Origin of the sequence: Pseudoalteromonas sp. JB197, assembly GCF_002332205.1 — a bacterium.
In the GTDB taxonomy this organism is placed as follows: domain Bacteria; phylum Pseudomonadota; class Gammaproteobacteria; order Enterobacterales; family Alteromonadaceae; genus Pseudoalteromonas; species Pseudoalteromonas nigrifaciens.
The window spans coordinates 1,188,965-1,207,578 of record NZ_NRGZ01000001.1; the positions used below are offsets into that span (position 1 = coordinate 1,188,965).

The following is an 18,614-nucleotide window of genomic DNA, read 5'->3' on the forward strand; positions in this document are numbered from 1 at the left end:
AGTTTGCTTTTATCATTAGTATAAACTGCATAGTATATTGAATTTTAGTAAATTTATTGTTCCCCTTAATAATTCGCTAAACACAAACAAAGTGCTAAATGTTATTGGCTGCTTTTTTTTGTTGAATCACCGCACTTTCATCATATAAAAATGTTTAATTGATATAATTTATTTAATTAAGGCGTTTGTTAGAGAATTTTATGTTTGCAAGTTTATTGGTTTTATCAGCTAGTGTGGCGTATGACAGCCATTTACCTCCTTTGTTGCCATGGCAAGGGCAAAGCATATCCCTAATGCAAAAAGCAGGTCCGCTGACCACTGACTTTGAACTATCCTCTGGTGAAGCATCACCAAGTTATGCCGAGACGATGGCCTTTGTAGACAGACTGGTTGCTGCGAACCCAACGCAATTTAAAGCTCAAACAATTGGTTACAGCAATAGCCAACGGGCTATAAAAATGTTGATTGCCAGCGAGCAAGGGTATTTTCAAGCCAGTCAAATAGCAAACGATACTAAACCAACCATTTTTGTTCAAGCCGGTATTCATGGCGGAGAAATTGACGGTAAAGATGCCATGTTTATGTTGCTCAGAGATATAGCAACAGGTAAGCGCCGCGATATATTAAAAAACGTTAATATTTTATTTATTCCTATTTTAAACGTAGATGGCCACGAGCGCAGTAGTGCATTTAACCGTATTAATCAGCGCGGTCCGGTAAAAATGGGCTTTAGAACCAATGGCAATAATCTAAATTTAAATCGTGATTTTACTAAACTCGATACACCAGAAATTAAAAGTGTTTTAAAAGTAATTAACGACTACAACCCTAATTTGTATATTGATGTACATGTAACCGACGGTGCAGATTATCAATACGATGTAACCTATGGCTACAATCCGGTGTTTGCTAGCGAGTCGCCGGCGGTATCAGATACACTCAATCAACTTTTTAAACCTTTAATAGATGAAAAGCTGGTATCGCAAGGACATATACCAGGACCACTGGTATTTGTTATGGACAAGCGCGAGTTTAAAAGTGGCCTAGCGGGTTGGGTGGCTACGCCAAGATACTCTAACGGCTGGGGAGACTTAAAGTCATTACCGACCATTCTCGTTGAAAACCATTCATTAAAACCCTATAAACAACGAGTTTTGGGGACGTATGTGTTTTTAGATGGCGCAATAAGTGCGCTTGCTGAGCATAGTAATGAATTATTAGCTGCGGTAAAAAAAGAGCAAGCATTTATTCCTAAGCAACTTAGTGTTAAGCGCGGCTATGCTGAGCAAGCAAACGAAATAGAATTTAAAGGCATAAGTTACGCGCGAGAACAAAATGCACTTTCTGGACAAGTAGAAGTTAAATATTTAGGTAATAAGCAAGACTACACTAATCTTCCTATTTATTGGCAAAAAGAGGTGCTGCATACAGTTGAAGTACCTAAAGCATTCTTTATTCCGCCAGTGTATAGCGACCTTGTAGCAAAACTTAAATTGCATGGTGTGGAGCTTACTCAGCTTGAAGGGGTAAATACTCAACCATTAAAAGTAGCGAAAGTAAAAGATTACACTTTTGATAAAGCCCCCTTTGAAGGGCGATTTAGAGTCTCGGCAAACTTTGATTATGTTGCTGCAATTAATGTTGATTTAAATGGCTGGTATCAAGTGAACACGCAGCAAAAAGCAGGCGAGTTGGCGGTGCATTTATTACACCCCGAAGCGCCTGACTCATTTTTTGCGTGGGGCGAATTTAATACTATTTTTCAGCGTACTGAGTACATGGAAAACTATGCATTAATTCCTTATGCCCGCCAAATGCTCAAAAATAATCCTAAATTAGCGCTCGCGTTCGATAAAAAGATTAATGACGATAAGGTATTTGCCAAAGATGCTGATGCGCGCTTAAATTGGTTATATGAGCAGAGCCCATTTTACGATCAAGCTTATTTAAAATATCCAATATTAATGTCTTTTGAAGAAGACATTGTACTTGCTGAGCAAAAAGATAAAGAAATTTAAGATGCATATAATTACAATACCCGTTACTGCTTTTGCACAAAACTGTCGCATTATTGCATGCTCGCAAAGCAAACAAGCTGTGGTAGTAGACCCAGGTGGCGATTACAACAAAATTGTGGCGGCATTAAAACAGCACGATTTAACGTTAACAGCAATTTGGTTAACGCATGGCCATTTAGATCATGTTGGTGCGGCTGATGCCTTGCGTAATACCTATAGCGTAAAAATAATTGGCCCACATAAAGATGAGCACTTTTGGTTTGAAAATTTACCAATGCAAGCACAAATGTTTGGTTTTGCAGTGGTTACTGCTTTTTATCCAGATGAGTGGCTAGCACACGACGATATAATACGCGTTGGTGAGTTGAGCTTTATCGTAAGGCATTGCCCTGGGCATACTCCTGGTCATGTGGTGTTTTATCAGCCACAACAGCAGTGTGTTATTGTGGGTGATGTAATATTTAAAGGCTCAGTAGGGCGCACGGATTTCCCAAAAGGAGATGCTCAGCAGTTAATTACCTCAATTAAAACGCAAATAATGACGCTCCCCGATAATACCCGCATACTTGCAGGGCATGGCAGCGATACGAACGTAGGCTACGAAAAACAGAACAATCCTTTTATAAGTGGGCAGTTTGGTTAATGCTGAGTAAATAATTTTTTTGCCAAAAACAAGCAGACTGTTTTTTAAAACACATGTATAATTTAGCCAGTTTATCTGATAAATAAGAAATAAAATGTCTCTAAATCACGTAGATCGCCAAATTTTGGCACTTTTGCAGCAAGATGCTAGTTTATCAACCGCTGAAATAGCAGATAAAGTAGGTTTGTCGCAATCTCCTTGTTGGCGCCGTATTGCTAAGCTAGAGCAAGATGGTTACATAAAAAGTAAAGTTGCACTTTTAGATGAGAAAAAGCTGGGCTTTGATATGCTGGTTTATGCTCACGTGCGTTTATCGAACCATGGTAAAAAGAATCTTGCTGAATTTGAAAAACTAATATTGAGTTACGATCAAGTAACGGAATGTTACACTATGGCAGGCACCATGGACTTTATGCTGCGTATTATTTCACAAGGTATTGAGGGCTATGAGCACTTTGTACGTGATAACTTGCTTAGCTTAGAGTACGTTCAAGAAGTACATTCTAATGTGACCATGACTTGCGTTAAACGCAGTACCGCTCTACCTCTGTAACCAAATATCTATTAACGCTAAGTACTTATTGCTTAGCGTTAATGCCCTACTGACAATTGTTAACTGGGCGCTTTTTTGATAGAATTCAGCGCTTTTTTTGTTACCCGTCTATGAAAACACTTGAGGAACTCAATGTTTAACTTACTCAGCAAAGCGCCAAGCTCTGCTAAAAACGATATCCTATCTGGATTAACCGTGGCATTAGCCTTGGTCCCAGAAGCTGTTGCGTTTGCCTTTGTTGCAAATGTAGAACCTTTAGTTGGGCTCTATGCCGCGTTTATCGTTGGTTTAATTACGGCTATTTTCGGTGGTCGCCCTGGCATGATTTCTGGCGCAACCGGTGCCTTAGCTGTTGTTATGGTAAGTTTAGTATTTGATCATGGGGTTGAATATTTATTTGCCACTGTGCTGCTAATGGGCATACTGCAAATACTGGCTGGAGTTTTTAAGCTCGGAAAGTTTATTCGTATGGTGCCGCATCCGGTAATGCTTGGCTTTGTGAACGGCTTAGCCATAGTTATATTTTTAGCTCAGTTGGGGCAGTTTAAAGTTCCCGATGGCATGGGCGGTCAGCAATGGATGACAGGGAATCCTCTGTATATTATGTTGGGGTTAGTGGCACTAACCATGGCTATCATTCATTTTTTACCTAAATTAACTACAGCAATCCCATCGTCGTTAGTTGCTATTGTAACAGTTACAGCCTTGGTTATTGGCTTTGATTTAGAAGCGCACACTGTACTTGATTTCCTAAAAGGGATGACCGGCGATGAAGCGGTAACGATTGCTGGCGGTTTACCTGAATTTCATATTCCTATGGTGCCATTTACCCTAGATACTTTTATTATTATTTTTCCTTATGCACTTATTTTAGCGGCAATTGGTTTAATTGAGTCTTTATTAACGCTGAGCCTAATTGACGAAATAACAGAAACGCGTGGGCATAGTAACAAAGAATGTATAGGCCAAGGCGCTGCAAATATTACCTGTGGCATGTTTGGTGCTATGGGCGGTTGTGCCATGATAGGTCAGTCAATGATCAATATTAACTCAGGTGGGCGTTCGCGTTTATCGGGCATTAGTGCTGCGCTAATATTACTTGCGTTTATTATTTTTGCCTCAGGTTTAATTGAAATGATCCCACTGGCTGCTTTGGTTGGTGTGATGTTTATGGTGGTGTTGGGTACTTTTGAATGGGCAAGCTTTAAAATGATGAAGCGTGTACCACTGTCTGATGCATTTGTAATTGTATTAGTGTCGGGTGTTACCGTTATTACCGACTTAGCCATTGCAGTGTGTGTGGGTGTGATTGTATCGGCATTGGTATTTGCTTGGCAGCATGCAAAGCATATATACACAACCAACTATATTGATGAACAAGGTGCTAAAGTATATGAATTACATGGACCGCTGTTTTTTGGTTCGGTTAAAAACTTTGTTGAATTATTCGATGTAAAGAACGATCCTAACGATATTATTATTGAATTTAAATATAGTCGTGTGGCCGATCACAGTGCCATTGAGGCAATTGACAGCTTAGCTGATAAATATAAAAAAGCAGGCAAAAAATTACACCTACGACACTTAAGTAAAGACTGTACGCAACTGCTGCATAAAGCACGCGATTTAGTTCAAGTTAATGTAATTGAAGACCCAACCTATAAAGTGGTATCTGATAAGCTTGCTTAATTTAAATTAAGCAATAATTTAGTAAATAAATACGTTAAAAGCGAAAGGTTTATTCCTTTCGCTTTTTTATGCGTAACAATAGATGCGATCAATACCTGTTTGCGGCAAGGCTCTTAAAAAGCAAGATGGTTGGTAGTGCTAAGCGTTTACATAACTCGATATAATAGTGACAAATACATAGGGTAATAATTTATTTTGAATTGGCAATCTTTGATTGATAACAGACAGCGTTTTTTTTGGCTCTTGCAAGTAGCAGGCTGGATTGGTTACGCCTTGGTAAATTATATCGGCTCTAAAGTATTTGAAATGCGCGATATTTACGTATTTGTTATTTTATTAAATGCCTACGCAGGCTGTTTAATGACAGTGCCGCTGCGCTATATTTACCGAAAAATTTGGCATGCTTCACCTTGGGTATTAATGCTGGTTGTATTTAGCGCGTCCTATATTACGGGCACTTTATGGGCTGTGGTACAAAAATTTAATTTATGGGAAATATACCGCCATGGCTATCGGCCAGAAGAATGGTTTTACTACCTACAGCAAGGCTTAGATTCGGTATACATAATTTTATGTTGGAGTGGTTTATACTTTGGCGTTAAGTATTACCAGCTATTACAAAGTGAGCGTCAAAAAGCACTAAAAGCCACTACCATGGCGCACGAAGCTCAATTAAAAATGCTTAGGTATCAGTTAAATCCGCACTTTTTATTTAATACCCTCAATGCTATTTCTACATTAATTTTGGTAAAAGAGAACAAAGATGCTAATTTAATGGTGTCAAAATTAAGCGACTTTTTACGTTATACACTTAATACAGATCCAATTAAAAAAGTGCCGCTAGAGCAAGAGTTACATGCCTTAATGCTTTATTTAGAAATAGAGCGAGTGCGGTTTGATGAACGCTTAAAAGTAAATATAGAAATTAGTGAGCAAGCAAAGCAGGCATTAGTGCCGAGCTTGATTTTACAACCTATTATAGAAAATGCGATTAAGTATGCAATTGCACACTTAGTAGAGGGCGGTGTAATAGATATTAAGGCGCAAGTGTTTGCTAATGAATTATTACTTGAAGTAGGTGATAATGGACCAGGAACAGAACTAGTTAATGGTCAGTTGGTAAATGCTCAAGGTGTAGGCGTTGCAAATACCAAGGATAGATTAAAAACGCTCTACGAAAATAATTATTCGTTTGTATTATCGCATAATACGCCAAGTGGATTAAAAGTTAATCTGCGAGTACCGTTTGAGAAGGCAGTAAAGTAATGATAAAAATAAAAACACTTATAGTTGATGATGAGCCGTTAGCACGTAGGGGCTTAGCTGTAAGGCTTGAAGAGTTTGCTGACATTGAAGTGATCAAACAATGTAGCTCCGGTGCCGATGCGATTGAAATATGTAAAAGTCAAAAAATAGATCTCATTTTTTTAGATATTCAAATGCCTGGTATGAACGGTTTTGAAGTTGCACGCGCGTTAAGCGAAAGTACACGAGTATTACCAGCTATTGTTTTTGTTACTGCTTTTGATCAGTTTGCAGTTAAAGCATTTGAAATACATGCTTTAGATTACATTTTAAAACCCGTTGATGACAACAGACTTAAGCAGGCGGTAGAAAAAGTGCATACTTATTTAAAAACGCAGCAAGACAACGCCCATAAGAAAAAACTAGCAAGCTTTGTCGCTGGGATCACAGGTAATAATTGCGAAGAAATACTTAAAAAATTAGCCACAGGCGACACATTAACGGATAGACGTTACCCAGAGTCGCTTGCCGTAAAAGAGCAGGGCGAAATAATTCGTGTGCCAGTTGTTACTATTCAATGGGTTGATGCTGCGGGTGATTATATGTGCCTACATTGCCAAGATGGGCAAACGCATATATTACGTAAAACCATGAAAGAGCTTGAACAAGAGCTTGATCCGCAGTTGTTTGTACGCGTGCATCGCAGTGCAATTGTAAATACTAAACAAATCAGTAAATTGGTCACTCAAGTAAGTGGTGAATATTTATTAGTACTTGAAAACGGTCAAGAGCTTAAAGTAAGCCGTAGCTACCGCGATAAAGTAAAAGCAGCATTAGCGAGTTAATATTTCAGTTAGTGATTGCAGAGTAGATACAAAAAAAGCGAGCTTAGCTCGCTTTTTGTATTTAAGTTACTGTATTAAATATTAGCTTACAGTAACAATTTTCATGGTGTTAGTTGCGCCCACAGTTTCCATAGAGTCACCGTGAGTAATAATAACTGTATCACCAGACTCTAAAGCACCTTGTTCAACAAGTGTTGCAAGTGCCGCTTTAACCATGCCGTCTTTTTCAGTTTTAGTAGAATCAAAAAATACTGGATAAACACCACGGTATAGCGCAGTTTGTCCTAGTGTACTGGCATGGCGAGATAACGAGTAAATAGGTAAACCTGAGCTAATACGCGACATTAACTTAGCCGTACTACCTGATTCAGTTAAGGTAACAATTGCTTTTACTGAATCTAAGTGGTTTGCTGCATACATAGCCGAAAGGGCGATAGATTCTGCATTACTTGAAAAACGACTGTCTAAACGATGTTTAGAAACATGCGTTTCTTTTTGCGACTCAGCACCTAAACAAACTCGCGCCATAGTTGCAACGGTTTCTTCAGGATAATCCCCCGCGGCTGTTTCAGCCGAAAGCATTACGGCATCAGTACCATCAAGCACTGCGTTGGCAACATCCATTACTTCAGCACGTGTTGGCATTGGATTGTCGATCATCGACTCCATCATTTGCGTCGCAGTAATAACGGTACGGTTTAATGAGCGCGCACGGCGAATAATGAGTTTTTGCTTGCCCATTAGCGCGGCATCACCAATTTCAACACCTAAATCACCGCGGGCAACCATGACCGCATCAGACGCAAGAATAATATCATCAACGGCTTCTTGTGTTTCAACGGCTTCTGCACGTTCAATTTTTGCCAATAACTGCGCTTTTGAACCTGCGGCTTCAGCCAGTGAGCGTACGTAGCGCATATCATCGCCACTGCGTGGGAATGAAACGGCTATATAGTCAACGTCAATTTCTGCAGCTGTAAGTAGGTCTTCTTTGTCTTTTTCTGTAAATGCCGGCGCAGTTAAGCCGCCGCCTAAACGGTTAATCCCTTTATTGTTAGATAAAACACCGCCAACAGTTACAGTACAATGTACTAAGTGGCCAACAACTTCGTTAACGCGTAGCTGAATAAGGCCATCGTTTAACAGCAGTAAATCATTAGCGCTTACATCGTTAGGTAGTTCTTTGTAATCTATACCAACAGCGTTAATATCGCCTTCGCCTAACTCCATTTTTGCATCAAGGGTAAATTTGGCACCAACAGCTAGGGTTACTTTACCTTCTTTAAAGGTAGAAACACGAATTTTAGGGCCTTGTAAGTCAGCAAGAATAGCAATATGTTTACCTAAGCGTTTAGCAATTTCGCGTACCGCTTGGGCGCGGTCTTTATGATCTTGTGCCACACCGTGCGAGAAGTTTAAACGTACGACATTTGCACCTGCGCAAATAATTTTTTCTAAGTTGTTATCTCTATCAGTAGCAGGCCCTAGTGTCGCGACTATTTTTGTGCGTCTTAGCATTTAATTCTCCTGTATGCTTAATTTTAAGCAGATTGACGGTTATTTTGTTTTATAAAGCAGTTACCATTAGCAGGTAAAGTTTTAGTTATGGGCAATTTTTATTGTATTGCCACTATTATATACAAAATGAATGTGCGATCATTATGACACCGGTGTCAGGGGGCGTCAATGATCTATAAATTTTTAATCTAGCGACTATTTCTCCCCCTGAGTCCGCTGTTGTTTGATATAATTACATTGTGATAAAAGTATATTTTTTTGCTCATGATATAATACACGTGCCAAAGTATTTATTTAAATTAACTAACCAATTAGTTGTTACCGAGGAGGGCACTAAATGCAAGTTGCATTAGTAGGGTTAGGCGTTATGGGGAAAAACCTTGCCCTAAACTTAATTGAAAAGGGCATAACGCTGGTCGCTTATGACAAAAACCCCCATGCGGGTGAAGAGTTATTGAGCTGCGCTAAGTCAGAAGGTTTAGCTGATAAGCTGCACATTGTTTCTGATTTAGGAGACATGGTTAGACGTTTAGAAGCACCGCGTTCTATTTTGTTGCTTGTTCCTGCGGGCGAGTTGGTTGATGCTGTATGCAGTGAACTCATAGAAGCAGGCGTACAGTGCAGCGATATTATAGTTGACTGTGGTAACAGTAATTATAAAGACGGTATTAACCGCAAGCTTAAATACCAAAATAAATTTGAGTTTGCCACTATGGGGATTTCAGGCGGCGCAGAAGGTGCTCGTCATGGTCCTGCAATGATGGCAAGTGGATCTGAAGGTGGTTGGGAGCGTGTCGAGCCATGGTTTACAAAGGTTGCTGCAAGTTATAAGGGTGAATCGTGTTTCGCTCGTGTGGGCCAATCAGCCAGTGGTCACTTTGTAAAAATGGTTCATAACGGCATTGAATATGCGCTAATGCAACTTATTGCTGAAGTGTATCAATTGCTGCGTCATGGCACTGGGCGTTCACCTAAAGAAGTAGCAGAAATTTTTGACGAATGGTCGCAAGAGCATTTAAACAGCTACTTATTGTCTATTTCTAGCCACATATTGTCACTTGAAAATCAAAATAATGTACCACTTGTGGACTTAATTGATAATAAAGTGGGTGCTAAAGGCACAGGTTTATGGACTGCGCAAAATGCATTAGAGCTTGGTATTGCAGTACCGTCTTTAGTAGCTGCAGTGCAAGCACGTCATTTAACGAATGTTTATGACACAACTGCTGCACAAGAGATGACTTACGCCGATAGAGCAACCACTAAAGTTGAAATTGACTTAGTTGAGCTTAAAGATGCATTTACCTTAGCGAGCTTACTTGCTTATCGCCAAGGTTTGGCTTTAATTAAAGGCGCGTCGCGTACGCATCAGTGGAAAGTAGATTTGTCTAAAACACTGCAAACATGGCGTGCGGGTTGTATTATTCGTGCTGATTATTTAGATAGTGTTGCACAAGGCGTTGAATTTATTGACACCCTTGATAAAGAAGTATTTGCACTGCGTAAAATAACAGGCCAAGCAATGATGACAGGCTTAGCGTTTCCGGTGCTTAGCTCATCGCAAACTTACTTTGCTACATTAACCACTCCAAGTAATGGGCATTTAGTACAAGCCCAGCGTGATTACTTTGGTGAGCATGGGGTTAAAACCCATACAGGTGAAGTGTGTCATTTAACAGACCTAGTTGAGATTGACGCGAAAGTACGTTAATCAACCTGAACTGCGGATAAAAAACTTATCTCAAGTAGCTATTTTCAGCGCTAACTGCGTTGAATTTACTTGCACTAGGCCAGCGATTGACGCGTAAATTCGCCTTGTTTTCACTGAAAACCTCTGGCTAGAGAAAATAAAATATAATTATGATTCAATACGTTAGTAAATCTCTTAACCAGAGTGCAGGTTAATTATTAAAACGACAAAAAAGCACGCTAAATTTAGCGTGCTTTTTTAATTTAAGTCCGCTAAATTAACGGGTTAACTCACCGCGTAAATTGTCTTGCATTAAGTGACGAATTGTCTCTACTTCAAGGTTTTGACTTAATAAGTAATGCAGCTTAGTTAAGCAAGCCTCTAATGTCATATCGTAACCACTGATCACACCTATATTAAGGAGCGCGTTACCCGTTGCATAGCCGCCCATATTTACATGACCTTTTATGCATTGGGTTAAATTTATAATAATAACGCCGCGCTTGCTGGCTTGCTCTAAAATAGTTAAAAATTCAGGATCTTGTGGTGCGTTGCCCACGCCAAAACTTAATAATACCAATGCTTTAATGCTACCGTTTACTAAGCTTTTCACAACCTCGGTACTAATGCCCGGATATAAATGCAGCACACCAATAGGCTGCGTTGTAATGGGGGTTACTTGTAAATCGTTTTCAACATAGGGGCTTAATTGGCCTTTTATAAGTTGAATATTAATACCTGAAAGCGCTAAAGGTTCAAGGTTTGGTGAGGCAAATGCATCAAATCCATCGGCATGGGCTTTAGTGGCTCGATTACCACGAAACAACTGATTATTAAAAAATAAGCTTACTTCAGCAATAGGGTAGTTTGCTGCTAAGTACATAGCATTGAGTAAATTCACTTGCCCGTCTGAGCGCAATTGCGACAAGGGAATTTGTGAGCCGGTAACGATTACAGGCTTAGTTAAGTTTTCAAACATAAAAGATAAGGCGGCGGCGGTATACGCCATAGTGTCGGTGCCGTGGAGGACAACAAAGCCATCATAGTCTTGATATTTGTTTTTTATATCATCTGCTATTAACTGCCAGTGAGCAGGCGTCATATCAGAGGAATCAATTAAAGGGCAATACTCGTGAATATCAAAAAGTGGCATTTCTTCACGGTTAAATTCTGCATTATTGACCACAGTCTGAGTTAAGAACCCTTCTGCAGGAATATAGCCGCGACTCGATTTTTTCATCCCAATTGTACCGCCAGTGTAAGCGATGTAAATGCGTTTACGTTTCATAAAAAAAGCCCAGTAAAATAACTGGGCTTAGTATAACTTTAAATACAACTGCTTATAAAGGCAGATGCACTTTTATTGTGCTACAGAGCAAGCTAAACAGCGCGCATAAACACCTTGTGGATCGTTATAATCTTTAAGGTTATCTATTTCACTACTTAAACGCTTAACCACACTTTGTAAGTTAGCTTGCGTTGCAAGCACCGAGGTTGTTGCGTTGTTACTGCCAAGCATAGATTTAACCGACGCATTACCTAAAATATCTTGAATCATTTTTTGTTGCGGGCTCAAGCTTTGTTTAATCGTTTTAATATCGTAATGATTTAGTTTAGCAAGTGCTGCTGCCGCTTTAATTGCGTCTTGCTTATCACCTAGTTTATCGATTAAGCCTAGCTCTTGTGCTTTTGCTGCGATCCATACACGGCCTTGGGCAATATTATCAACTTGCTCAGGTGTCATGTTACGTGCATCTGCAACCACATCTAAAAAGCGTCCGTAGGCCTCCTCAACACTCATTTGAATTACTTGCGCCATTTTGTCATCAAGCGGGCGAGTAATAGAAAACCCAGCCATGTCGGTTGTTGCCACGCCATCCGAGTAAACACCAAGGTTAGATAAGGTGTTTTCAAAGGTCATAATGGTGCCAAATACGCCAATAGAGCCGGTAATTGTGCTTGGCGCAGCCCAAATTTCATTCGCTGCTGAAGCAATCCAATAACCGCCAGAAGCTGCAACAGAGCTCATTGAAGCAATAACAGGTTTACCTGCTGCTTTAAGTGCTAACACCTCAGCGCGAATAACTTCAGAGGCAAACATACTGCCGCCACCCGAATCAATGCGCAGTACTACGGCTTTAACTTTGTCATCTAAACGTGCATTACGCAGTAGTGCAGCTGTAGAGTCGCCGCCAATTTCGCCGGCTTTGCGCTCACCATCTACAATTGTACCTCTAGCAACAACTACCGCGACTTTTTCTGTCATTGGGTTATCAAATACAACAGGGGGCTTAACTAGGCTTAAATATTGACGAAATGAAACTTGTTTAAAAGTTTTGCCTTTTTCATCAGCGCCAACTAAATCAATTAACTGTTGGCGAACTTGTTGATTGGTTTTTAATGTGTCGACCCATTGATTATCTAGCGCATATTGACCCGCGTCGCCATTTGCAGCTGTCATTTTTGCTAAAAATACATCCATAGTTTCGTCAAAATTTGATTCATCAAAAGGACGTACTGCAGCAACATCTTGTTTGTATTCATTCCAAAGTGCAGTTAACCATACGCGATTAGCTTCTTTAGCTGCATCCGACATGTCATTGCGAATAAACGGCTCAACTGCCGATTTAAACGTACCAACACGGAATATATGCTGCGTTACTTTTAACTTTTCAAGTGCTTCTTTAAAGTACAGTGGGTACATACCAAAGCCTTCAATTGCTACACTGCCATAAGGGTGCATAGCGACTTCATCTGCATGTGCTGCAATGTAGTATTGAGCTTGAGTGTAGTAATAACCAGAGGCAATAACCTTTTTACCCGTTTGTTTAAATGCTTCAAGTGCCTTGGTAATTTGTTTTAATTTATTTAAATGCGCTTTTGGCATTTCTTGTAAATCTAAGAGTATTACGCTGATACGGTCGTCTTTTGCGGCTTCGTTAATAACCTCAACTATATCATCGAGTAAAATTTCACCCGGTGATTCAGCGTTTGAAGTAGCATCACTAATTGCTGCTTCAATAGGATCTATATAGGTTTTTTCTTCAACAATAGGGCCGTTAAGGTTTAGTCTAAGTACTGAGCCATTTTCTACAATTATTTTATCGCCGTCACTTGAAAGAGACACAATAAAAACAATAACCAGTAATAAAAATAAAATGTTGAGTATTAAACGACGAGAAAAATTTATCCCAGTCCAAATACCTTTAAATACTTTTGCAATCAAAATAGATCCTTAATTTGGTACAACTAATACATTACAAGCATCTTAGCTCAGAATATAAATAAATTTAACTGCTAAATCGTAACGAAGTATTTATAAAGCTAATTATGCCACTGTTGCTATTCACATTTTTATCAATATAAACTTCAGTTGCACTTTTTGAAATTAAAAAAGTAGGCTTGTAATAGCCGAAAAATGGGTATTGTTAGCCTAATGTGCAACAGTTTATTAAAATACTAAGTTCAGATATTGCTTATTGGTCGGTATTAAAGCAGAATTGATCAATGCATACAGGTTAGACCAGTTAATGGGGCACAGGATGTTAGAACAACAATTACAATTAAAACACACACAATTACGTAACCGCTTAGTAATGGGCTCAATGCACACCGGTCTTGAAGAAGGTTGGCATAACCGCAAACGCCTACGTGCTTTTTACGAAGCACGTGCTAAAGGTGGTACTGCCATGTTAATTACCGGGGGCTATAGCCCAAATTTGCGTGGTAAATTAACGCCTATTTCGTCATCCTTTAATAGCTATTACGATGTTTTTAAACATCGTGCTTACACCAATGCAGTACACAAGCATGGTGGTAAAATATGTTTGCAACTACTTCATGCCGGGCGTTATGCGTATCACCCTTTTAATCAAGCTCCGAGCGCAATTAAAGCACCTATAAGTCCTTATAAGCCAAAGGCAATGTCGTTAAGCTCAATTAAAAAAACTATTAAAGACTTTGCACATTCAGCCTACATGGCTGAAAAAGCAGGCTACGATGGCGTAGAAGTAATGGGCTCTGAAGGGTATTTAATTAATGAGTTTATGGCACCGCATACGAATAAACGAAATGATGAGTTTGGTGGCAGTTTAGAAAATAGAATGCGTTTAGCCGTTGAAATAGTTAAAGCGGTTAGGGCTAAGGTATCGGAGCAGTTTTTAATTATTTTTAGACTGTCGGTAATGGATTTAATTCCTAATGGTTCTACCCCTGACGAAGTAACTATTCAAGCGCTTGAACTTGAAAAAGCGGGTGTTGATATTTTTAATACAGGAATAGGGTGGCACGAAGCGCGAGTTCCTACAATTGCAAGTATGGTTCCGCCTGGGGCGTTTAAAGAAGCATCAAAACGCTTAAAAGATGTAATTAAAGTACCCGTTATCGCGGTAAACCGTATTAACACCCCAGAAATAGCTAACGAAATACTAAACGCAGGCGATGCCGACTTAATTTCGATGGCGCGGCCATTACTGGCTGATCCGGAGTTTTTTAATAAATATAATAATCAGTTATCAAAGCATATTAATATTTGTATAGGGTGTAACCAAGGGTGTCTGGATCACGTATTTAAAGGCAAGCGTGCTACTTGTTTAGTTAACCCACAAGCGGCTTTTGAGCTCGACTACCCACTAGAAAAAACGACTAAAGCTAAAAAGGTATTAGTAGTTGGTGCAGGGCCTGCGGGTTTATCATCAAGTTGTTATTTGGCAGAAAAAGGCCATACGGTAACGCTGATAGATCAAAAAATGCAAATGGGTGGGCAATTCAATTTAGCCATGCAAATACCTGGGAAAGAAGACTTTAATCATACCTTAGCGTATTACACTAATGAGCTTGAACGTTTAAACGTAACGGTTGAGTTAGGTAAAGCATACAACGACAGCATGCTTGCACACTATGATGACATTGTATTTGCCACAGGGGTAAGGCCGCGTGAGGCAAGTATTGAATGCAGTGATGGTAAACGCGTATTTGCCTACGATGAAGTTATTCGTGGTGAAGTAGAGTTAGGTAAGTCAATTGCTATATTAGGCGCCGGTGGAATCGGGTTTGATATGGTGGCATTTTTAAGCGAGCAAAAGTCGCAAAGTATTAGTGACTTTAAAAGCCAGTGGGGTATTGAGTGCGAACCTAAACCCCATAAAGATGATCGCCAACTGTATATGTTAAAACGCAGTGCAGGTCGCTTTGGTAGTGATTTGGGTAAAACAACAGGCTGGATCCATCGCCAAGTAGCTAAACAACATAGCGTTAAACAAATTGCTGATTGTCAGTATCATAGTTTTGATAAAAATGGTTTAACCATTACGGTTGCAGGAGATAAGCAAGTATTAGCAGTAGATACTGTGATTGCCTGTATTGGTCAGGTTTCTAATAATGAAGTATTGGCAAAGCAAAGCGACAACGCCAAAGTGCATGTTATTGGGGGCGCTAAGCTTGCCACCGCAATTGATGCTAAACGTGCTATTTATGAAGCGCTGCAAATTGCCAGAGAAATATAACATTTTGGCTTAGCCAATAGGCTAGTCTAACTTGTTATAACCAATTGGCTACTGCATACTATACCCCGCTATTTAGGCGGGGTATAAGTTTATCCCGCCTGTTAATATACAGCTTAGGCTGTTTATCTATTATTCTCGCTAAAATAAGCACTGATATTACAGCGCTTTATTTTTCTATGTTAAATCAATGCTATGCTAGCTTTTATTTTGAGAGATGGTTATGAACGCGATTGAATTATTATTGACCCGTCAATCTGACGCCAAATTAACAGAGCCAGGCCCAAATGAAGAACAACTCGCGGTGATCCAGCAAGCCGCGCTACGTGTTCCCGACCATGGTTGTATTGCACCTTGGCAATTTATTGTTGTAGAGGGTGATGCGCGCCATAAATTAGGCGACATTTTTCAGCAAAGTGCAATTGCAGAGCAACAAGCCGAAAAAATGATTGAGCGCACAAAAGAGCACCCGTTGCGCGCGCCTATGATTATTATTGCTATAGCAAAGTATCAAGAACACCCAAAAGTTCCGCGAATTGAGCAAATACAAAGCGCAGGGTGTAGCGTATTTGCTATGCAACAAGCGGCTTTTGCACAAGGGCTTAGTGGTATTTGGCGAACTGGTTTTTTTGCGCAAAGCCCTGCAGTTAAACAGGCATTAAAATTAAATGAGCAAGACGAAATAGTGGGCTATTTGTATTTAGGCACACCGGCTGTTGATTGTAAAAAGTCGCCTCGTCATAAAGCTGTTGATTTTTTCAGCTACTTATAAAATAAGATGAACTTTTTGCCCTACTTATACTCATACACCATTAACGCTTGTATGTTAGAGTGGATGTGTAAGTAACCAGAACTCTTGATAATAAATCTATCTCTAGCAGCTATTTTCAACGCTAGAGAAAATAAGTTTAAATATCATTATTATTAAATGTGTTAGTAAATACCTTAACCAGAGTTCAGGTTAAGTAGTTTAGCTGTGAGAAGTGCTAGGATGCGTAATCTATAAAACTCCTTCTGCAGTTTGTTTTTTAATCGATTGTTTTTTGATAAAGTATGGAAAGTCTTAATAAAAACAAAGATAAAGAAGACGAAATTAATGGGAAATTTATTTTTACGTGAAAAAGAAAGTTGGCTGGCTTGGTCTTTTTGGGGCGCCATAGGTGCTTTTATAACCCTTTATGTTGCAATGAGTACCAGTAAAGCACATTTTATTGTTGCCTCATCAATGGGTGTGTTAGTTGTTTTAACCTGGTGGATGCAACAATCTAAACGCTATGACTTTGGTCGTGCATTTAAAATATGTTGTTATGTGTTATTGCTCACCGTATTGCCTGCATTTTTGGTTGTAGTAGTGCCTAGTGATGATTTAAATCGATTTGATTTAATATTTCAAAGTGCAACATTTTTAACTTTAAGTTTATTTGTGTGTTTGCTTTGTTCTTGGATTGCACGCAGGCCAAAGCAATATTACTAAAATAAACTCCTTTGTTAAATTTAGCAGTCGCTAAATTAATAACAGTTGGTATTTTAATAGATTGCTTTAATTTTAAGCATAAAATTATTTTTAACGATTTTATGCTTTTAAGCCTTTACAAGTTTGTCATTTACCCCTATTATTCGCGCCGTGCGGAGAGATGGCAGAGTGGTCGAATGCACCGGTCTTGAAAACCGGCATGGGTTTATAGCCCATCTAGGGTTCAAATCCCTATCTCTCCACCATTATTTAAAAAAACCGCCTTATTGGCGGTTTTTTGCTTTGTGGAACTTGTATGTCAAAATCAACTAACCTTTCAACCTCACAGCAATTAATTAAACACGTTTTATTATGGATTGTGTTTGCTTATTGTTATCAAAGTGCAATAAGTTTATTAGTCAAAATGGCGCTTGATGCGCAACCAAATAACCCTGTTATTACCGCCTTTGTTTATGCCCTCGGTTTTAATATTTTAGTGGCTCATTTAATTACTAAATACGATAAATTTTGGCCAGTTATTGGCTCAGTATTTATAGGTTTAGTTGGGCTTGTGGTAATTCCATTTTTATTATTTGGTGCTAGTGGATTACTCACTTTAGCGCTACTTGCTGGAATTTTATGCAGTTTACCAGTGAGTACCTATATTGTTGGCCTAATTAAAGTAAAACACAGCAAAAACTAGCCCCAAAGCGGGTTTATTTTGTGATAGCATAGTCGCGTCTTTTAACTAACAAAACGTGAAAAACACATTATGTCAGATAATTTTACTACAGATGCTGAAAAAGCAAGTTACGGTATTGGCTTACAAATGGGTGAGCAACTTAAGTCTAATCCTTTTGAAGGCTTAAACCTAAATTCAGTGTTTGAAGGCATGAAAGATGCGTACGCAGGTAGCGCTTTTCAAGTTGAGATCCCTGAGATCCAAGCAGCTTTTGAAAAAATCAATGAAGAAATTCAAGCTCGTCGTGAGCAAGAATCACAAGTACTTGCTGCTGAAGGCATTGCATTTCTAGAAGAAAATGCAAAACGTCCTGAAATCACAGTGACTGAATCAGGTCTTCAATACGAAGTAATTACTACAGGTGAAGGCGACAAGCCAACAGCTGAGTCTACAGTACGTGTTGATTACCACGGTACATTAATTAACGGTACTGTTTTTGATAGCTCATACGAGCGCGGTCAACCTGCTGAATTCCCAGTAGGTGGCGTGATCAAAGGCTGGACTGAAGCATTACAAATGATGCCAGCGGGTACTAAATGGCGTCTTTACGTTCCTCATGACCTTGCTTATGGTGAACGTGGTGCCGGTGCTGCAATCGCACCTTACTCAACACTAGTATTTGATGTTGAGTTACACGAAATTATTGCTTAAGTATTCTTAAGCAATAAATAAAAAACCGCATTCATTAAATTGAATGCGGTTTTTTTGTGTCTTACC

15 protein-coding genes and 1 tRNA gene are annotated in these 18,614 nt (G+C 39.3%); 13 read left to right on the forward strand and 3 right to left on the reverse strand.

Annotated features, from left to right (window positions below; genetic code table 11):
- Positions 1-200: 200 nt before the first annotated feature.
- The 6 genes from CIK86_RS05660 (at position 201) to CIK86_RS05685 (ending at position 6,993) form a co-directional block, all read left to right on the forward strand.
- A complete protein-coding gene (locus tag CIK86_RS05660) occupies positions 201-2,018 on the forward strand; it encodes a M14 family metallopeptidase (RefSeq protein ID WP_086996030.1) in 1,818 nt (605 codons plus the stop codon).
- Position 2,019: 1 nt separating this feature from the next.
- Positions 2,020-2,661, forward strand: a complete 642-nt coding sequence (locus tag CIK86_RS05665) for an MBL fold metallo-hydrolase (protein WP_086996033.1) — start codon at positions 2,020-2,022, stop codon at positions 2,659-2,661.
- Between the two features lie 94 nt (positions 2,662-2,755).
- Positions 2,756-3,214: an Lrp/AsnC family transcriptional regulator gene (locus CIK86_RS05670; protein ID WP_011328082.1), complete on the forward strand. Its 459-nt coding sequence runs from the start codon at positions 2,756-2,758 to the stop codon at positions 3,212-3,214.
- A gap of 132 nt (positions 3,215-3,346) precedes the next feature.
- Positions 3,347-4,903, forward strand: a complete 1,557-nt coding sequence (locus tag CIK86_RS05675; RefSeq protein ID WP_011328083.1) for a SulP family inorganic anion transporter — start codon at positions 3,347-3,349, stop codon at positions 4,901-4,903.
- 195 nt (positions 4,904-5,098) lie between these two features.
- Complete coding sequence (locus CIK86_RS05680) at positions 5,099-6,169, forward strand: histidine kinase (RefSeq protein ID WP_086996036.1); 1,071 nt, start codon at positions 5,099-5,101, stop codon at positions 6,167-6,169.
- Positions 6,169-6,993, forward strand: a complete 825-nt coding sequence (locus CIK86_RS05685) for a LytTR family DNA-binding domain-containing protein (protein ID WP_058373312.1) — start codon at positions 6,169-6,171, stop codon at positions 6,991-6,993. The genes CIK86_RS05680 and CIK86_RS05685 overlap by 1 nt, the downstream gene beginning before the upstream one ends.
- Before the next feature lie 81 nt (positions 6,994-7,074).
- Here the strand turns inward: CIK86_RS05685 and pyk are convergent, their stop codons facing one another.
- A complete protein-coding gene (gene pyk / locus CIK86_RS05690; protein ID WP_011328086.1) occupies positions 7,075-8,511 on the reverse strand; it encodes a pyruvate kinase in 1,437 nt (478 codons plus the stop codon).
- Between the two features lie 337 nt (positions 8,512-8,848).
- Here pyk and gndA point away from each other — a divergent pair, with 337 nt between their 5' ends.
- Positions 8,849-10,222: an NADP-dependent phosphogluconate dehydrogenase gene (gene gndA, locus CIK86_RS05695; RefSeq protein ID WP_011328087.1), complete on the forward strand. Its 1,374-nt coding sequence runs from the start codon at positions 8,849-8,851 to the stop codon at positions 10,220-10,222.
- 256 nt (positions 10,223-10,478) lie between these two features.
- Here the strand turns inward: gndA and ansA are convergent, their stop codons facing one another.
- Positions 10,479-11,489: an asparaginase gene (gene ansA / locus CIK86_RS05700; protein WP_011328088.1), complete on the reverse strand. Its 1,011-nt coding sequence runs from the start codon at positions 11,487-11,489 to the stop codon at positions 10,479-10,481.
- 72 nt (positions 11,490-11,561) lie between these two features.
- Positions 11,562-13,427 (reverse strand): signal peptide peptidase SppA, encoded by a 1,866-nt coding sequence (gene sppA, locus CIK86_RS05705; protein ID WP_086996040.1) that lies wholly within the window; start codon positions 13,425-13,427, stop codon positions 11,562-11,564.
- A 316-nt stretch (positions 13,428-13,743) separates the two neighbouring features.
- Here sppA and CIK86_RS05710 point away from each other — a divergent pair, with 316 nt between their 5' ends.
- The 6 genes from CIK86_RS05710 to CIK86_RS05735 all read left to right on the forward strand — a co-directional run bounded on the left by CIK86_RS05710 (position 13,744) and on the right by CIK86_RS05735 (position 18,548).
- On the forward strand, positions 13,744-15,705 hold the full coding sequence (locus CIK86_RS05710; RefSeq protein WP_086996043.1) for an NADPH-dependent 2,4-dienoyl-CoA reductase: 1,962 nt from the start codon (positions 13,744-13,746) through the stop codon (positions 15,703-15,705).
- Between the two features lie 220 nt (positions 15,706-15,925).
- Positions 15,926-16,474 carry an NAD(P)H nitroreductase gene (locus CIK86_RS05715; protein WP_086996046.1) on the forward strand — a complete coding sequence of 183 codons (549 nt, stop codon included), beginning with the start codon at positions 15,926-15,928 and terminating at the stop codon, positions 16,472-16,474.
- Between the two features lie 324 nt (positions 16,475-16,798).
- A complete protein-coding gene (locus tag CIK86_RS05720) occupies positions 16,799-17,176 on the forward strand; it encodes a hypothetical protein (protein ID WP_011328092.1) in 378 nt (125 codons plus the stop codon).
- Between the two features lie 154 nt (positions 17,177-17,330).
- Positions 17,331-17,421 (forward strand) — tRNA-Ser (locus CIK86_RS05725).
- 50 nt (positions 17,422-17,471) lie between these two features.
- Entirely contained in the window at positions 17,472-17,858 is a 387-nt protein-coding gene (locus CIK86_RS05730; RefSeq protein ID WP_011328093.1) for a hypothetical protein, read from the forward strand.
- Positions 17,859-17,927: 69 nt separating this feature from the next.
- The gene (locus CIK86_RS05735; RefSeq protein ID WP_011328094.1) at positions 17,928-18,548 is read left to right on the forward strand and encodes an FKBP-type peptidyl-prolyl cis-trans isomerase; all 621 of its coding nucleotides are present in this window, start codon (positions 17,928-17,930) and stop codon (positions 18,546-18,548) included.
- Positions 18,549-18,614: the final 66 nt, after the last annotated feature.

What these genes read in the sequence shown, in the direction of transcription:
- CIK86_RS05660 (WP_086996030.1), top strand. Translation starts at nt 201, where the DNA reads ATGTTTGCAAGTTTATTGGTTTTATCAGCTAGTGTGGCGTATGACAGC.
- CIK86_RS05665 (WP_086996033.1), top strand. Translation starts at nt 2,020, where the DNA reads ATGCATATAATTACAATACCCGTTACTGCTTTTGCACAAAACTGTCGC.
- CIK86_RS05670 (WP_011328082.1), top strand. Translation starts at nt 2,756, where the DNA reads ATGTCTCTAAATCACGTAGATCGCCAAATTTTGGCACTTTTGCAGCAA.
- CIK86_RS05675 (WP_011328083.1), top strand. Translation starts at nt 3,347, where the DNA reads ATGTTTAACTTACTCAGCAAAGCGCCAAGCTCTGCTAAAAACGATATC.
- CIK86_RS05685 (WP_058373312.1), top strand. Translation starts at nt 6,169, where the DNA reads ATGATAAAAATAAAAACACTTATAGTTGATGATGAGCCGTTAGCACGT.
- pyk (WP_011328086.1), bottom strand. Translation starts at nt 8,511, where the DNA reads ATGCTAAGACGCACAAAAATAGTCGCGACACTAGGGCCTGCTACTGAT.
- gndA (WP_011328087.1), top strand. Translation starts at nt 8,849, where the DNA reads ATGCAAGTTGCATTAGTAGGGTTAGGCGTTATGGGGAAAAACCTTGCC.
- ansA (WP_011328088.1), bottom strand. Translation starts at nt 11,489, where the DNA reads ATGAAACGTAAACGCATTTACATCGCTTACACTGGCGGTACAATTGGG.
- CIK86_RS05710 (WP_086996043.1), top strand. Translation starts at nt 13,744, where the DNA reads ATGTTAGAACAACAATTACAATTAAAACACACACAATTACGTAACCGC.
- CIK86_RS05715 (WP_086996046.1), top strand. Translation starts at nt 15,926, where the DNA reads ATGAACGCGATTGAATTATTATTGACCCGTCAATCTGACGCCAAATTA.
- CIK86_RS05720 (WP_011328092.1), top strand. Translation starts at nt 16,799, where the DNA reads ATGGGAAATTTATTTTTACGTGAAAAAGAAAGTTGGCTGGCTTGGTCT.
- CIK86_RS05730 (WP_011328093.1), top strand. Translation starts at nt 17,472, where the DNA reads ATGTCAAAATCAACTAACCTTTCAACCTCACAGCAATTAATTAAACAC.
- CIK86_RS05735 (WP_011328094.1), top strand. Translation starts at nt 17,928, where the DNA reads ATGTCAGATAATTTTACTACAGATGCTGAAAAAGCAAGTTACGGTATT.